Source organism: Desulfococcus sp., assembly GCF_050178255.1.
Lineage (GTDB): Bacteria > Desulfobacterota > Desulfobacteria > Desulfobacterales > Desulfococcaceae > Desulfococcus > Desulfococcus multivorans.
In genome coordinates, this window is sequence record NZ_JBFXGG010000030.1 from 21,332 (window position 1) to 37,883 (window position 16,552).

The 16,552-nt window shown below is 56.3% G+C and carries 15 protein-coding genes; 9 read left to right on the top strand and 6 right to left on the bottom strand.

The window, feature by feature from the left end:
• Nucleotides 1-154: 154 nt before the first annotated feature.
• The 3 genes from AB7S84_RS08050 (at nucleotide 155) to AB7S84_RS08060 (ending at nucleotide 2,433) form a co-directional block, all read left to right on the top strand.
• A complete protein-coding gene (locus AB7S84_RS08050; RefSeq protein WP_428153827.1) occupies nucleotides 155-1,033 on the top strand; it encodes a DUF2156 domain-containing protein in 879 nt (292 codons plus the stop codon).
• A gap of 28 nt (nucleotides 1,034-1,061) precedes the next feature.
• The gene (yaaA, locus tag AB7S84_RS08055) at nucleotides 1,062-1,835 is read left to right on the top strand and encodes a peroxide stress protein YaaA (protein WP_428153829.1); all 774 of its coding nucleotides are present in this window, start codon (nucleotides 1,062-1,064) and stop codon (nucleotides 1,833-1,835) included.
• Between the two features lie 187 nt (nucleotides 1,836-2,022).
• A complete protein-coding gene (locus AB7S84_RS08060; protein WP_428153832.1) occupies nucleotides 2,023-2,433 on the top strand; it encodes a hypothetical protein in 411 nt (136 codons plus the stop codon).
• 36 nt (nucleotides 2,434-2,469) lie between these two features.
• Here the strand turns inward: AB7S84_RS08060 and AB7S84_RS08065 are convergent, their stop codons facing one another.
• Nucleotides 2,470-3,150: a hypothetical protein gene (locus AB7S84_RS08065; protein ID WP_020876394.1), complete on the bottom strand. Its 681-nt coding sequence runs from the start codon at nucleotides 3,148-3,150 to the stop codon at nucleotides 2,470-2,472.
• A gap of 142 nt (nucleotides 3,151-3,292) precedes the next feature.
• Here AB7S84_RS08065 and AB7S84_RS08070 point away from each other — a divergent pair, with 142 nt between their 5' ends.
• On the top strand, nucleotides 3,293-4,129 hold the full coding sequence (locus AB7S84_RS08070; RefSeq protein WP_020876395.1) for a TIGR02757 family protein: 837 nt from the start codon (nucleotides 3,293-3,295) through the stop codon (nucleotides 4,127-4,129).
• A 400-nt stretch (nucleotides 4,130-4,529) separates the two neighbouring features.
• On the top strand, nucleotides 4,530-4,973 hold the full coding sequence (locus AB7S84_RS08075) for a universal stress protein (protein ID WP_020876396.1): 444 nt from the start codon (nucleotides 4,530-4,532) through the stop codon (nucleotides 4,971-4,973).
• A gap of 65 nt (nucleotides 4,974-5,038) precedes the next feature.
• Here AB7S84_RS08075 and AB7S84_RS08080 read toward each other — a convergent pair whose 3' ends face one another.
• Genes AB7S84_RS08080 through AB7S84_RS08095 form a run of 4 tightly spaced genes read right to left on the bottom strand, consistent with a single transcriptional unit; the run spans nucleotide 5,039 to nucleotide 8,773 of the window.
• Complete coding sequence (locus tag AB7S84_RS08080) at nucleotides 5,039-5,689, bottom strand: 2Fe-2S iron-sulfur cluster-binding protein (RefSeq protein WP_020876397.1); 651 nt, start codon at nucleotides 5,687-5,689, stop codon at nucleotides 5,039-5,041.
• A gap of 56 nt (nucleotides 5,690-5,745) precedes the next feature.
• Entirely contained in the window at nucleotides 5,746-7,761 is a 2,016-nt protein-coding gene (locus tag AB7S84_RS08085) for an NADH-ubiquinone oxidoreductase-F iron-sulfur binding region domain-containing protein (RefSeq protein ID WP_020876398.1), read from the bottom strand.
• Nucleotides 7,745-8,275, bottom strand: coding sequence for an NADH-quinone oxidoreductase subunit NuoE (gene nuoE, locus AB7S84_RS08090; protein WP_020876399.1), 531 nt, complete (start codon nucleotides 8,273-8,275; stop codon nucleotides 7,745-7,747). The genes AB7S84_RS08085 and nuoE overlap by 17 nt, the downstream gene beginning before the upstream one ends.
• A gap of 30 nt (nucleotides 8,276-8,305) precedes the next feature.
• Nucleotides 8,306-8,773 carry a Crp/Fnr family transcriptional regulator gene (locus AB7S84_RS08095; RefSeq protein WP_020876400.1) on the bottom strand — a complete coding sequence of 156 codons (468 nt, stop codon included), beginning with the start codon at nucleotides 8,771-8,773 and terminating at the stop codon, nucleotides 8,306-8,308.
• Between the two features lie 313 nt (nucleotides 8,774-9,086).
• On the opposite strand from AB7S84_RS08095, the gene AB7S84_RS08100 reads away from it, so the two are divergent.
• The gene (locus AB7S84_RS08100; RefSeq protein WP_020876401.1) at nucleotides 9,087-9,383 is read left to right on the top strand and encodes an antibiotic biosynthesis monooxygenase family protein; all 297 of its coding nucleotides are present in this window, start codon (nucleotides 9,087-9,089) and stop codon (nucleotides 9,381-9,383) included.
• 134 nt (nucleotides 9,384-9,517) lie between these two features.
• Here the strand turns inward: AB7S84_RS08100 and AB7S84_RS08105 are convergent, their stop codons facing one another.
• Entirely contained in the window at nucleotides 9,518-9,943 is a 426-nt protein-coding gene (locus tag AB7S84_RS08105; RefSeq protein WP_020876402.1) for a universal stress protein, read from the bottom strand.
• A gap of 289 nt (nucleotides 9,944-10,232) precedes the next feature.
• Between AB7S84_RS08105 and AB7S84_RS08110 the strand changes: the two genes are divergently transcribed.
• The 3 genes from AB7S84_RS08110 (at nucleotide 10,233) to nifJ (ending at nucleotide 16,552) form a co-directional block, all read left to right on the top strand.
• Nucleotides 10,233-10,757 (top strand): peptidylprolyl isomerase, encoded by a 525-nt coding sequence (locus AB7S84_RS08110; RefSeq protein WP_020876403.1) that lies wholly within the window; start codon nucleotides 10,233-10,235, stop codon nucleotides 10,755-10,757.
• 161 nt (nucleotides 10,758-10,918) lie between these two features.
• Entirely contained in the window at nucleotides 10,919-12,526 is a 1,608-nt protein-coding gene (locus tag AB7S84_RS08115) for a fumarate hydratase (RefSeq protein WP_020876404.1), read from the top strand.
• Between the two features lie 378 nt (nucleotides 12,527-12,904).
• Nucleotides 12,905-16,552, top strand: coding sequence for a pyruvate:ferredoxin (flavodoxin) oxidoreductase (nifJ, locus tag AB7S84_RS08120; protein ID WP_020876405.1), 3,648 nt, complete (start codon nucleotides 12,905-12,907; stop codon nucleotides 16,550-16,552).

Below are 16,552 nucleotides of genomic sequence, written 5' to 3' on the forward strand. Positions count from 1 at the left end.
ATCACGTTTTAAAAACGACGGATGTTGGCGGGGCTGTCTGTTTTTTTGTGAAAAGTTTTGACACGATAGGCAATTGCAACTAAATTAATCACGCTGACGACCAAAGACAACCCGCCGTACAAGCGGTCCATTATCAACCCAATCGGAGGACAGAATGACATTGGCGTTTGAGCCCATCTCCCTGGAGAAACAGCAGCCGTACCGTGAACGTCTGAAGAATTCCCTGTGGGAGGCTTCGGATTACAGCTTCATCAACCTGTGGGGGTGGGCGCGGGAATACGGACTTGAGTGGGCATGGGACGACGATCTGGTCTGGATTCGTCAGTCATGGCCCACCGAATTGTTCTGGGCTCCCGTCGGAAAGTGGGAACAGGCGGACTGGGCCGATCGTCTCAGGGATCGATTTTCGGAAAATTCGATCGTCATGCGGGTTCCCGAACCCCTGATCCGGCACTGGAAACACGCTTTGAAGGACCGTATCGCCGTCACGGCCACGGAAGAACACTGGGACTATCTCTATTCGGTTCAGGATCTCATCGAGCTCAAGGGAAATCGATATCACAAGAAGAAAAATCTGCTGAACCAGTTCCTGCGAAAGTACGACCACGCTTATCAGACGCTGACCCCCGATCTCATCCATCACGCCCTGGAGATGCAGGAAGACTGGTGCGTATGGCGGGACTGCGAATCCGACGAGACTCTCGCCTCGGAAAATCGTGCCATTTCGCGCGTTATGGCCTACTGGGACGATCTTGACGGGATTTTCGGCGGCGCCGTTATTGTAGAGGATGAAATGGCCGCCTTCACCGTGGCGGAACAGATGAACGACGAGACCGTTCTGATCCACTTCGAGAAGGGGATTGCCGAGTACAAGGGCATCTACCAGGCCGTCAACCAGATGTTTCTCGCCCACAACCCTCACCTTCAGCGGGTGAACCGTGAACAGGATATGGGTGAGGAAGGACTCAGAAAATCCAAACGGTCCTACCATCCGGTCGATTTCGTGCGAAAATACAAGGTAACCTTCGCTTGAGCCGAGCGGACACCGTGGGGATCCGATCATGCTGATGATACTGTCGCCTGCCAAAACGCTCGATTTCGAAACGCCGCCTGCGGCAGCGGGCCATTCGCTGCCGGCGTTTCTGGATCAGTCGGAAATCCTGATAAAAATCCTCAGGGGTTATACCCCGGAGGGCCTGGCCCAACTGATGGGGATCAGCCCCGGACTGGCAGAGTTGAACCATCGCCGTTTTGCCTGCTGGAGCCGCCCCTTTTCCACCGAAAACGCCAAGCCGGCTGTTCTGGCGTTTAAAGGCGACGTGTACGAGGGACTTCAGGCGGATGATTTTTCGGATACGGCGTTTCAATTTGCACAGAACCACCTCCGGATCCTTTCCGGTCTCTACGGCCTGCTCCGTCCCCTGGATCTCATCCAGGCCTACCGGCTGGAGATGGGAACCCGAGTGCCCACCAAAAGGGGAAAGGATCTCTATCGCTTCTGGGGTAATCGGATCACGGATGCCCTGAACGAGGCTGTCGACGACCACGACGAAAAGATTCTCGTCAACCTGGCATCCAACGAATATTTCAAGGCCGTCGTCCAAAAGGGTTTGTCCGCCGGGATCGTTACACCGGTCTTTATGGATTTCAAGGGCGGGAAATACAAGGTGATCAGCTTCTATGCCAAAAAGGCCCGGGGGATGATGGCGCGGTTCGCTATTCGAAACCGGATCGATAAATCCACTGATCTCAAAACCTTCCGGGTGGCGGGTTATGGGTTCGATCCGGGGCTCTCCTCTGAAGACCGGTGGGTCTTTTCCCGGAAGTCGGTCTGACGGGCATTATCGGCCGAAGCCGGGTGTCAGGCATCAGGGCGCCATTGCTTTTTTGAAACATTTCAGATATAGGATTGGATAATCCGTGGGTTCCGAGCCTGACGAACCCATCATGACAGCGTTTCAGATCCCCGTCAAAACGGCATCTTCCTCCGAGACACCGACACCCAAACCCAAGGAGGCCCGTATGACCCATCAAATCGAAGTCATCGTCAAATGCCCCAATTGCGGAAAAAGCCTGATGAATTCCTCGGTTCAGGTGGACAATCTGCCTTCCATCGAGCTGGAAGCCGTCATCGAGAACAAAAAGGGACGTATCTACCTGAGCCAGATCTATGGCAGTTACAACAAGGTCTTCGAAGGGGTGGACGACATCCCCGACGCTGTGGTGCAATGCGCCTGCCCGTTCTGCCACGACCTTCTCCCCATCGTGAAAACCTGTACCTGCAAGGCCCCCGTGGCCAGTGTGAACCTGGCATTGGGTGGAAGCGTCAATTTCTGTACCCGCAACGGATGTAAAGGACACTCCCTCGAGTTTGAAAATTCGGACGATGCGTTCAAGCTGTTTCTCGACAGGGATGAATCACGCTACCTGTAGCGGCTTTCAATGCCGCGGAGATCGGCAGGAGGAGATTCATGGGACGATCGGTGGATCCACCGCGATCCCGGTGATGACGCCGTGGCACCGACACGCGGTGGACACCAGGAATCGGCCTTCGGCCGCCTCCAGTCTGCTAAGCAGCGCAAAAAGCGCATCCGGCCGATATCCACCGACGCCGGGACACAACTGCCGGCTCCGGATCACCAGGGGGTCGAAATCCTCGAAGCGAATCTCCGCAAGGAGACGAAACATATCGGGCTCCCGGGGTGCGCCGGTGACCGTGCAGATCCCGGCCGGCTCCGGACAGTCGTCCGGACAAAGAAAATCGGCGTGGGTAACGTATATATCACCGCCGGCGCCCCGAACGGGGTTGCGAAGCAGGCTGTTCAATTCCACGGGCAGGGGAATACGGCGTGCGCGATGGGCTAATCTCCCAAGACACCACTCGGATGCCAGGTGAACGGGCACGGCAGGTATGATCCAATCCGGTGGATCTCCCGCTCCGAGATGTTGAAGGATAAAGCGAACCCCGTCCATGTTCTCGAAGGCGCACCGGGGGTGTTCCACCGGAAAAAACCGGTGCTCGTCCGGATCCACCACGACGAACCGCGCGGATGCCTTGATCCGGGACAAACGCTCGAGGGCGATCATACCGAATCGCCCGGCGCCGATAATCCATACGGTTTCCCGAATTCGGGTATTTTCGTTTGTCATTCCGGTGAGTTTCCTTCGGATGCCCGCTGGTTATGTTTCATTTATCAGGAGGATCACGGGTCCTGTCCCTCCATAGACATGATCCCTATTCAAGACGTGTATAGGATATCGAGGCTGTTCCGTCAACAGGAATACCGATGAAATGTCCGTAAATACTGGGGCTGAGGACGCGGATGACATCCAGAACATGAGCGTGAATCCTGAAAACTCAGAACTTTCCACAAAGCTGGAAGCACTCTACCGGTCCATTAACCGACGCAATTTCGTTCATCCCGATCCATTGGAGTTCCTGTACCGATATGAATCCCTCCGCGACCGCGAAATCGTCGGGATCGTCGCCGCGTCCCTTGCCTATGGACGCGTCACCCAGATCCTGAACAGCGTCGGGAAGATCCTCTCGGTTATGGGGCCTTCGCCGGCGACGTTTCTGGAAAAAGCCGACACCGGAACCCTCGACCACCGATTCAGGGGATTCAAACATCGCTTTGCAGGAGGTGCCCATATCCGGGATCTGCTCATGGGTGTCAAGGCGATGATCCGCCATGACGGATCTCTGCGGCAATCCTTCATGAAACATTTTAACGCCTCGGACCCATCCGTGGCTCCTGCGTTGGACGGATTCTGTCGCGAGCTTTGCGCCATGGGGGATCCCGGTCATCTCGTGCCGCTTCCCGGCAGAGGGAGCGCCTGTAAACGCATCAACCTTTTTTTGAGATGGATGGTCCGGACGGATGACGTCGATCCGGGTGGATGGGCAGGAATTCCCCCTTCCAGCCTCATCGTTCCTCTGGATGTCCACATGCACCGCATTGCCCTTCATCTCGGACTCACGCAGCGGAAGTCCTGCAGCATGGCCACCGCTCTGGAGGTTACCGCGGGATTTGCACGGTATGCACCGGCGGATCCGGTTCGCTACGATTTCGCGCTCACCCGATTGGGAATCCGAGACGATTTGTCGATAACGGATTTTGGCCTGTGACGCGGTGAATCCGGTTGGGGGAATCGAGATAAAATCCATTGCATTTCGGGACAAAAGGCGTTATATTAATGATATCTTTTGATAAGATAATACAATCTCCACCGCTCCGGCATGCCGTACATTCGCCATTTGGATTGAAATAAAGCGCAAACAGGCGCAAACACACAGGCGCAAACACACAGACGCGCGACACCTCACGGATCGATTTCAGCTATGGTTCCGGCACCCTGCGCCTCCACGCGATCGTCCCCGCGTCCTTTGAAATCGGTAACGCCGGCACCGAAACAGCGGGCGAACAAAACATGCCGCGACCGACATGATCAAAATGTCTGAAAGCGTTTTATTACCATCATCATAGAACGGCAGCGATACCATAACCCCAACACCAAAGGAGGTTCGTATGTACAACAAGATCCTGGTTCCATTGGATGGGTCCGATCGGGCGGAAGCCATTTTGCCGCATGTCGAAGAGTTGGCGAAACGCTATGATTCCCAGATCATTTTCATGCGTGTCGTGGAGGGTGATTATTTTGTTCCCGGTTACCAGGAGGTTGTCGATATCAGCGGCTACGAGGAGGAATACGCCCGGCGCAAAAAAGAGGTTGAGACCTATCTGGAAGACATCACCCGGCGTTTCACTGAAAAAGGGATCAACAACAAATCCATCATCTCCTACGATTCGGTGGTACAATCCATTCTGAACACGGCGGAGAAGGAGGAAGCAGACCTGATCGCCATCGCCAGCCACGGACGGAGCGGACTGGCCCGAGCCTTTTACGGCAGCGTGGCGTCGGGCGTCCTGAACCGTATCGACCGGCCGTTGCTCATCATCCGGTCGAATTGATCATCATCTCCAGGGAAGTGCATCCGGTGAAATCCGCTGAAGACCGAAGCCGTTGAATCGGGAGTCTACAGGCCGTTGAGCATTTCTTTCGTTGCCAGGGCACCGACAGGGCAAACGGCGGCACAAGCGCCGCAGGATGTGCATTCGGCGTTGAAAACCGTATCATCGCCCTGAAAGCTGACGATCGTATCGAACCCACGCCTGGCGAATGAAATGAGCGGCTGCCCGTGAAGGTTGCGGCAGACATGGATGCACTTCCCGCACAACACACATCGATTGGGGAAATAGACGAGGCTGGGGTGGGTTTCATCCCTTTCCACAGGTTTGAGGTAATTCTCGAGATGCTTCGGCTTCAGGCTGACCTTGAGACGCCGGGCAAGATCCTGAAGCGCGCATTTCCTGTTGGCATGACAGTTTTTGCAATCCACATGATGCACGGAGAGCAGCAGTGCCAGGGCCGATTGCTGCAAGGCTCTCACGGCGGGCGTATCGGTGCGGACGACCATGTCGCTTCGGGTGAGGACCGTACAGGACGTAACGGGCTGTTTTTCGCCTTCGATCTCGACAAAACAGAGGCGACAGGCCGCCCAGGGTTCACCCATGCCCTCCATCCAGCAAAGATTTGGAATGTCGATACCGTTTTCCAGGCAGGCCGCCAGAAGGGGCACCCCCTCTTCCACCGAAATTTCTCGATTGTCCACTATAATGTTAACCATGTCCCCATATCCTCAGGGTTCTTGATCATAAGCAAAAAACGCATCCATGGGGTATATCAGCCCTCTTTGGAAGCGTCGGTCGAGGTCTCCGGGTTCTCATCCTCAATCGGATCCCCGCTTTCCCGGGCATCCGGCGTCGGGGGCGTCTCGGGTCTTTGAATGACGGGAGCCAGCGACGGCGGAGAGACCTTTCGCACGGCATCGTATTCAGGCGGACAGGCCACCACGCACTCCCCACATTTGACGCAGAGACTCTGGTCGATCCCTTTCTTTCGGGTGCTGGTGGTAAAAACGGCATCCGTCGGGCAGACGAGGGCACAGGCATCGCATCCCCGGGCGCAGGCATCCAGATCGATATAGAAGGCCGTGAGCGGTCTGCACATCATTCCCGGGCATCGCCCCTCTTTCAGGTGGGCCTCGTATTCGTCCCGAAAGTATTTCAAGGAGGTCAGCACTGGATTGGGCGCGGTCTTTCCCAGACCGCAGAGCGACCCGGCCTTGACATCCCCGGCAAGCGACGCCAACAAATCCAGGTCGCCCTCGTGCGCCGTACCGCAGGTGAGTCGGTCGAGAATGCTCAGCAGATGCCGGGTGCCGATGCGGCAAAAGGTGCATTTACCGCAGGATTCCTTCTGGGTGAAATCCAGAAAATACCGTGAAACATTCACGACGCAGGTATCCTCATTCATGACCACCATTCCGCCCGAACCCATCATGGCGCCGGCCCCGGTGAGCGAATCGAAATCAATGGGCGTGTCCAGAAACGACTCCGGCAGGCAACCGCCGGAGGGTCCGCCGATCTGCACCGCCTTAAACCCCTTGTGGTTGGGGATGCCGCCGCAGATGTCAAAAATGAGGGTTCGCAGGGTTACCCCCATGGGAATCTCGACCAGCCCCGGATGCACCACATCGCCAACGACGGAAAAAACCGCCGTTCCAGGGCTGCCTTCGGTGCCGATGCCTCTGAACCAGGCAGCGCCCTGAGTCACGATGGGCGGCACCAGGGCGAGAGTCTTGACATTGTTGATGACGGTCGGACGACCGTACAAGCCGCTTTTCACCGGATACGGCGGCCGATGTCTGGGCATGCCGCGATAGCCCTCGATGGATTGAATCAAACCCGTCTCCTCGCCGCAGACAAACGCCCCCGATCCCTCGAAGATGTCGATTTCGAGGTTGAATTCGCTGCCCAGAATTCCTTCTCCCAGGAGATTGAGTTCATGAGCCTGGCGAATCGCCCGGGCAAGGGTTTTCACCGCCAGGGGATATTCGGCACGAACATAGATGATAGCCGCATCGGCACCCACCGCCAATGCGCAGATCATCATCCCTTCCAGGACCTGATGGGGGTTGCTTTCGAGGAGGGTTCGGTCCATATAGGCGCCGGGATCCCCTTCGTCCGCATTGCAGATGACGATCTTGTTTTCATGCTCGACCCGAAACGCCATTTCCCACTTGACGCCTGTCGGAAAGCCGGCGCCGCCGCGTCCTCGAAGTCCGGACTGTTTGATCATGTCGACAATCTCTTCGGGCGGCATCTGAAGCGCTCGGAACAGGGCGGCGTATCCGTCGGCTGCAATGTACTCGTAGATGTCGTCGGGATCGATTTTCCCGCATTTATCCATGACAACCCGTTTTTCCATGCTGAACCGGGAAAAATCCATGACCGACGGGATCATGTCGTTCACCTCGGTGGCACCATAAACATGCTCGAATCGCGGGTCTCCGCCCTCGATGTACATTTTCGTCAGCATCTTTGCCTTGCCCGGGGTCACCTCATGGTAAAAAATGGGGGGAAACCCGGCATCCGGATGTTCGATGATGACCACCGGCTCGGCGTAACAATGCCCCAGACAGCCTACGGTGTGTACATGCGCCTCGATATTCCGTTCCTTGAGGGTCTCTTCGAAGGCGGCCTTGGTTTCGAGGGCGCCGGCGGCGATACCGCAGGTAGCCATGCCGATATGGATCTTCGGTGCCGCCGACAGACGAAACAGATCCTGCCGTCGAACGGCTTCCCGGCGGAGCGCGTCAAATTTCGTCTTGATAGTCTCTTTAATTTCCGGATTCATGTTTGTTTCTCTCCGCGATCTCTTTTTGGATCTGAATTCGCGAAAACAGACCCTCGACCTTGCTGGGGGCCATATGGGCATGGACATCATCTCCGATCAAGGCTACGGGTGCAAGAGCACAGCAACCGACACACGCAACGCGTTCGATGCTGAATTCCCGGTCTTCGGTGGTTTCCCCTTCCTTGATGCCCAGCCGCCGCTCGAAATTTTCGAGGATGATGTCGCCGCCCTTGACATGGCATGCGGTTCCCATGCAAACCTTTACGGGGTATTTCCCCGGCGGATTGAATCGAAACTGATTGTAAAAGGTGGCGACGCCGAAAACCTCGGATGGCGGAATCTCGAGATATTCGGCAACGATTTCGATGGCTGCGGGTGGGAGGTAGGCCAGCTTGGCCTGCATCAGTTGCAGCATGGGGATGAGATTTCCCCGTTGCTTTGTATAGTCCCGGGCGATCCGTGCGCGCAATTCCGCAATCAGGGTCGCTTCCTTTGCAAGAATCTCGTCTTCCATTGACAACTCCTCATCCATCGAGATCCCCGATCAGATCTTCTCCATGGCCCCGTAGGCCGCCTGAATTCGCTCCAACAGGATATGACAGAATTTTTCCATGATATTGAAACCAAAGGCCACGTTTTCCGTCATTATCCCTCTCAATTCCGATCCCTTGAGCACCAGGATTCCAGTCGCCTCCCGGCAGGTGGCCGTGGACATCATCACATGGGTTTCGTTCAGCAAAGTCGACCAGCAGCCCAGGACCCGGCCTTTTCCCAGGCTCTCAATCGTGATCCGACCCTTCCGGCTTCCCAGGTCCAGGGACCGTTCCAGAAACACGAGGCCGTCCAGGATAACGTAAAGATTCTCACCGGAATCCCCCTGCTCGAAAATCGTCTCTCCGGCGGCATACGGTTTGAACCGGCAAATGCCTGCAATTCTCTGGATATCCGCCCTGTTCAATCCATCAAAAAACTCACATTTCTCCAACGCGTCGACAATCATCGATTTTTCCATGGGTATTTCCCTTTACTCAACGTTCGACTTTGATAGGCCGTATCTTTACGATCACGCTCATGAAAGTCGAAAGTTGAGCCCTTTATAGATGCATTCGCGAAGCACACGATCGTTTTCAGAAACGAACCATATTTCATATCGAAAGAGATGTCAAATGCCGTGACACGCCCCTTTCCGGTCGATCTCACGAAAGTTATAAGTTACGCCTTGATGATTTCCGGAAACAGGCGTATGTTAGTCTCACCCTCAGTTTTTGGCCGATCGAGGAAAGTTGCAGGAAAAGATACCCGGAACACAACCAAAGGAGGCCGAGATGACCGTCAAAGTTCTCATCAAACGCGTTGTTCCCAGGGATAAGGCAAAAGAGATGATACCGCTTTTCAGGCAAATGCGGCAGCTGGCCACCCAGCAGCCGGGTTATATCTCTGGAGAAACCTTGAAAAGCATGGACCGCCTGGACGTGTTCCTGGTGATCAGCACGTGGCAGTCCGCCGAGGATTGGGAGAAATGGCTGTTAAGCAAGACGCGACAGGATGTTCAGGCCAAAATCGATGCCCTGCTCGGTGGGAAAACGGAATACGAACTCTTCCAATACGGCGTTACCGATTGACCCGAAGGTGCAGGCTGAAGACTATAGGCTGAAGGCTGAAGGCTGAAGGCTGAAGGGGTGCCTGTGCGACGGATGGGGCGATGATGCCCCTTCAGCCTTCAGTCTTCAGCCTTTCAGTCTTTCAGCCTGCACCTCTACCGTATGACAAGCACCGGACAGGGGGTGGTATGAAGCACGCGATGGGTCACGCTGCCCAGGAACAGCCCTTGAAAATCAGTGCACCCCCGGGATCCCATGATGATCATATCGCACGCTTCGATGTCGGCCGCCTCGGTGATCTTCTCCCACGGTGCACCCTCCAGAACGCGTTCCTTGAATCCGACTCCCGCTTTTCCGAGCACCTCCCGGCAGGGATCGATAATCCGGTCGGCGTCCTCCTGAATCCTGTTGATCGCCTCCTGGAGATAGGGTTCCCCTAACAGCCTGGGAAAGGGTTTGTGGCAATGAACCAGGAGCACCTCGGCGTCTCCGACCAGTTTAACCAGCTCGATCGCGTATTCAAGCGCCCTTCCGGCACTCTCCGACCCGTCAACAGGCACCAGAATTTTCTTGAGCTTCATGCAGGGCCTCCTTTGGCAGCGGTTCATGAAACGGCATCCGAAGACGCGTAGCGGCGTTAAATGGAATACTGCCGTTCGTCCGAAATGTCGTTGTTTATTATTGACACCTTAAAATGCTATCGTTTATCATTATCAATTTACAACTTCGGTTTGGATTCGGTGGGGTTCCGTTGCCGTGAGCGTTCCGCCGACAACGCCTGCGCCCGATTGAAGCAACGAATCGATGGACGAAACCGTCTGAAAACCGACGTTGTACAAATGCATCATCATTCATTATCAGGAGAATATCATGATTGGGAAAAAAAGTGACTATAAAGAGAAAACAGATCGCCTGACGGCGGTTTTCGAAACGAACATGGGCGATTTCGAGATTGAACTGTTTGCCGGGGAGTGCCCGGAAACCGTATGGAATTTCGTCAATCTCGCCGAAGGACGACAGGATACCCAACGGGGCGGTAATTTTTACGACGGCCTCTCCTTTCACCGTGTTATCGAAGGCTTTATGATCCAGGGCGGCTGCCCTTTCGGCATGGGCAACGGCGGTCCCGGGTACCAGTTCAAGGACGAGTTCAGGCCCGGGCTCAAACATGACGGTCCCGGCGTCCTGTCCATGGCAAACGCCGGCCCGGGAACCAATGGGAGCCAGTTTTTCATCACCCTGGACGCCACGCCGCATCTTGACGGCCGTCATACGGTTTTCGGCAAGGTAACGAGCGGCCTCGACGTTGTTCAGAATATCGGACGGGTAAAAACCAATCACATGGACAAGCCCCTCGAGGCCGTCGTCATGAAAAAGGTCACCATCCGGAGATAATGTCGGAACAGGATCCTTTTCCGGGTCCTCTTCTTTTTGCCCGCTCAACTTTCGACTTGCATAGGCCGGTGCCGGTCACCATCATGAAAGTCGACAGTTGAGTACCCATATTTACATCCGCAAGTGCGTTTCTGCAGCCGCGCCACAAAAGGAGTCGTCTTATGGTAGCTTTCAAATTTCAGGAGATGTTTCCTCTAGGAGAGGATCCAACGGAATACCGCCTGTTGACCCGGGACCATATCAGCGTGAAGTCCTTCGAAGGCAAGCCCATGCTCATTGTCGAACCCGAAGGGTTGACCTTGCTGGCAGAACAGGCCTTCAGGGATGTTTCCCACCTCTTGCGACCGAGCCACCTCGAACAAGTAGCCGCCATCCTGGACGACCCCGAGGCCTCGAAAAACGACCGGTTTGTTGCGCTGGAAATGCTGAAAAACGCCGTCATATCGGCCGAGATGGCTTTTCCCCTCTGTCAGGATACCGGCACCGCCGTCATCATGGGCAAGAAAGGCCAGCAGGTCTGGACCGACTTCAACGAAGAGGAAGCCCTCAGCCGGGGCGTTTTCAACACCTACACCCAAACAAGCCTGAGATACTCTCAGAATGCCCCCCTCGACATGTACACCGAAAAGAACACCGGTTGCAATCTCCCGGCCCAGATCGACATTCACGCCGTCAAGGGAGATGCCTACAAGTTCCTGTTCATTGCCAAGGGCGGCGGTTCGGCCAACAAAACCTATCTTTATCAGGAGACCAAGGCCGTACTCCATCCCGACACCCTGTCGGCGTATCTCACGGCCAAAATGAAGACCCTCGGCACCGCAGCCTGCCCGCCGTACCACCTCGCCTTCGTGATCGGTGGAACCTCGGCCGAACTCAACCTCAAAACGGTCAAGCTGGCCAGCGCCAAATACCTGGACGAACTGCCGACCCAGGGCAATGAAGGCGGGCAAGCCTTCCGGGATCTCGAGCTCGAGGAACGCCTCCTCGAGGCCGCTCAGGCGCTGGGGCTTGGCGCGCAGTTCGGCGGCAAGCATTTCTGCCTGGATGTTCGCGTCGTTCGGCTTCCGAGACACGGCGCGTCCTGCCCTATCGGCATGGGCGTCAGCTGCAGCGCAGACCGCAACATCCGGGGCAAAATCACCCGGGACGGTATTTTTCTGGAAAAACTGGAAACGCATCCGGCCCGGTTCCTCCCCGAGATCACCCACGAGGCGTCGGATGCGGTTCGCATCGACCTGAACCAGCCCATGGACGAGATCCGCGCCGTTCTCAGCCGGCATCCCGTATCCACCCCCTTGCTCCTTACCGGGAAAATCGTCGTTGCCCGGGATATCGCCCACGCCAAACTCAAGGAACGCATCGACAGGGGTGAAGATCTGCCCCAGTACATCAGGGATCACATCATCTATTACGCCGGACCGGCCAAGACTCCGGACGGGTATGCCTCCGGATCCTTCGGACCGACGACGGCCGCACGAATGGATCCATATGTCCCCATTTTTCAGGAACGGGGCGGATCGATGGTCATGCTGGCCAAGGGGAACCGCTCCCGGGTCGTAACCGAATCCTGCAAGAAATACGGCGGGTTTTATCTCGGCTCCATCGGCGGCCCGGCAGCCCGCCTGGGCAAGGAATGCATCACCCATGTGGAACTCATCGAATATCCCGAGTTGGGCATGGAGGCGATATACATGATCACCGTCAAGGACTTCCCCGCATTCATTCTCGTGGACGACAAGGGTAACGATTTCTTTGACGGCCTTCTGTAATAATGTTACTCACCGTTCCCGCGTTTGCCGCGGGAACGGGCGCCTTTTCACCCGTCCCTTTCAATATCTGATTTGCCCGAAAGGCCGGCATTACCGCTGGCACCTGCCATCAGGCCGGTGATCGCCTTCGCCGGGTGAAAAAAACCCACAGGCTTGTCGAAGCAGTGATTGGATAACAAGGTTATCAATATAACATTTTAATTTCTCTTTATTTATTTTGATTAACATGCACTTTTCCAGCTTATCAGTAAACTTTTTTCTTTACAATTCCATTGTATTGGAATAACTATTTGATTTCAGTTCATTCGACCCTTTCGCGCAAGTACGTTCTGTTTTTGCAACAGATTGACCATACATAACGAAGGAGAAAATTCTGCTATGGCAAAAGTAATGAAAACCGTCGACGGCAACACCGCTGCCGCTCACGTGGCCTACGCCATGAGCGACGTCGCCACCATTTATCCCATTACGCCATCATCTCCCATTGGAGAGATCGCCGACGAATGGGCCGCCGGGGGACGAAAAAACATCTTCGGGCAGCCGCTTCTGGTTCGCCAGCTCCAATCCGAGGCAGGGGCGGCGGCATCGGTGCACGGTTCTCTGGCCGGAGGGGCATTGACCTCCACATTCACCGCTTCCCAGGGGCTTCTCCTGATGATCCCCAACATGTACAAGATGTCTGGAGAACTGCTTCCCGGTGTTCTTCACGTGACCGCTCGCGCCATTGCCGGACACGCCCTGTCCATTTTCGGCGACCACCAGGACGTCATGGCGGTCCGCCAGACCGGATTCGGCCTGCTCGCCTCGGCTTCGGTTCAGGAGGTGATGGATCTCGGACTGGTGGCCCATCTCTCCGCCATCAGGGCCAGTGTTCCCTTCGTCCATTTCTTCGACGGCTTTCGAACCTCCCATGAGATCCAGAAGATCGAAACCATCGACTACGCCGATATGGCCGACCTGGTCGACTGGGAAGCCATTGCGAGATTCCGGGCACGCGCGGCCAATCCGGAACGCCCGGAACTCCGGGGCACGGCCCAGAACCCCGACGTCTACTACCAGGGCGTTGAAACACGAAACGCCTATTACGACAAGACGCCCGGCATCGTCTCCGACTACATGAAAAAGGTCAGCGCCTTGACCGGCCGGAACTATCGTCCCTTCGATTACGTCGGGGATCCTGAAGCCGATCGTGTGGTCATCTCCATGGGGTCTTCCTGCGAGACCTTCGAGGAAGTGGTCAACTATCTAGTCGATCGCGGCGAGAGTGTGGGCCTGGTCAAGGTCCGCCTTTACCGCCCCTTTGCGCCGGAATACCTGTTTGCGGCGATCCCGGCGACGGCTGCCCGCATCGCCGTCATGGACCGGACCAAAGAGCCCGGCGCCAAGGGGGATCCGCTCTACAAGGATGTCTGCACCGCCTTCCTGGAAAAGGGCGAGATGCCCGCCATCGTCAACGGCCGCTACGGTCTGGGATCCAAGGAATTCAACCCGGGCATGGCCAAGGCCGTATTCGACAACCTGAAAGCCGCGGGCCCCAAGAACTACTTCAACGTGGGCATCGAGGACGACGTCACCCACACCTCCCTCGATTACGACGAAAACTTCGACGTCGCGCCCGAGGGGACGGTTCAGTGTAAATTCTGGGGGCTGGGTGCGGACGGTACCGTTGGGGCCAACAAGAGCGCCATCAAGATCATCGGCGACAACACCGACATGTATGCGCAGGCCTACTTCGCTTACGACTCCAAGAAATCCGGCGGGGTCACCATGTCTCATCTTCGTTTCGGGAAAACGCCGATCCAGTCCACCTACCTGATTCGCTCCGCCGACTATATCGCCTGCCACAAATCGAACTACGTCGACATCTACGACGTCCTGGACGGCATCAAGGGCGGCGGCACCTTCCTGCTCAACTCCAATTGGCGCCTGGAAGAGATGGAGGCCAAACTGCCTGCCGCCATGAAACGGACCATCGCCCGGAAGAAACTGAAATTCTACAACATCGATGCGGTCTCCATCGCCGGTGAGGTGGGGCTGGGCGGACGAATCAACATGATCATGCAGACGGCTTTCTTCAAGCTGGCCAATGTCATCCCCGTGGATGACGCCATCGGCTACCTGAAGGATCAGATCCGGAAAATGTTCGGCAAGAAAGGCGACAAAATCGTCAACATGAACATCTCCGCCGTCGACAAAACCCTCGACAAACTCGTCCAGATCGACTACCCCGAGACATGGGCCACGGCTGCTGACGGCCCCGCCGTCAAACGGGACGAGCCGCCGTTCATCACCAATGTCCTCCGTCCCATGGTTTCCCAGATGGGCGACCGCCTGCCGGTCAGCGCCTTCAATCCCGACGGGATCTTCCCGGTGGCCACGTCCAAATACGAAAAACGCGGTGTAGCCATCAACGTTCCCCAGTGGCTTCCGGAAAACTGCATCCAGTGCAACCAGTGCGCCATGGTCTGCCCCCACGCGGCCATCCGCCCGTTCCTCGTCACCGAAGCGGAGGCGAAAAACGCTCCGGAAGATTTTGCCGTTCTGGAGGCCAAGGGCAAGGACCTCAAGGGATACAATTTCAGGATCCAGGTCTACAGCCAGGACTGCATGGGCTGCGGCAACTGCGCGGACATCTGTCCCGCCAAGACCAAGGCTCTCGTCATGAAACCCATCGAGACCCAGCTGGATACCCAGGTGCCCAACCTGGCCTACGCGGAAAGCCTTCCGATCCGGGACGATCTCATGCCCCGAACCTCCCTCAAGGGAAGCCAGTTCCAGCAGCCGCTTCTCGAGTTCTCGGGCGCCTGCGCCGGCTGCGGCGAAACGCCCTATGCCAAGCTGATCACACAGCTCTTTGGAGAACGAATGGTCATCGGCAACGCCACCGGATGCACCTCCATCTGGGGAGGCTCGGCGCCGGCCATTCCCTATTGCGTCAACAAGGACGGATTTGGTCCCGCCTGGGGCAACTCTCTGTTCGAAGACCCGGCCGAGTTTACTTACGGCATCTTCCTGGCACAGCTTCAGCAGCGCCGGAAGCTGGCGGAACTCGTTACCCAGGCACTCGACACCGATATCCCCCAGGAACTCAAGGATGCTCTCCAGGGATGGCTCGAGAACGCCAGGGATGCCGCCGGCTCCAAAAAATACGGCGACCGGCTGAAGGCCATGCTGCCGACTTATGAAGGCAACGCTCTGCTCGCCGACATCCTGAGCTATCAGAAGCTCTTCACCAAAAAATCCTACTGGGTCTTTCTGGGTGACGGCGCGGCTTACGACATCGCCTACGGCGGATTGGATCACATCATGGCGTCGGGAGAAGACATCAACATCATGGTCTACGACACCGAAGTCTACTCCAACACCGGCGGTCAGTCCTCCAAAGCGACACCCATCGGTTCCATAGCCAAGTTCGCGGCGTCAGGCAAGAAGACCATCAAAAAGAACATGGGGGCCATGGCCATGACCTACGGGTATGTCTATGTGGCCAATATCTCCATGGGCGCCAACAAGAACCAGGCATTGAAAGCCCTTGTGGAAGCCGAGGCTTACGACGGACCGTCCCTGATCATGGCTTATGCGCCCTGTATCAACCACGGCATCAAGAAGGGAATGGGCAAGACCCAGGAGGAGATGAAGCTGGCGGTGGATTCGGGATACTGGCCGCTCTATCGGTTCAACCCGGACCTCAAAAAGGAAGGCAAGAATCCCTTTGTTCTCGAATCCAAGGCCCCGGACGGCAGTCTCCAGACGTTCCTTTCCGGAGAGGTCCGTTACGCCGCTCTCGAGAAACTCTTCCCGGAAGAGTCCAGAAAGCTGAGGGCCGCTATCGAAACACAGTATATGGAACGGTACCTGCAACTCAAGCAGCTTTCGGAAATGCAGCCGCCCGAGCTTCCCAAGCCCGAAGTTGAAATAGGGGCGGCAGGATCGACGGACGCCTGCGTGCTTTCCGAAACCCCGGAACACGGCGGCAGGCCCGGCACCGGCGAAGCGTGTGACGACGGTCGCGCCGGCGGCAACTAA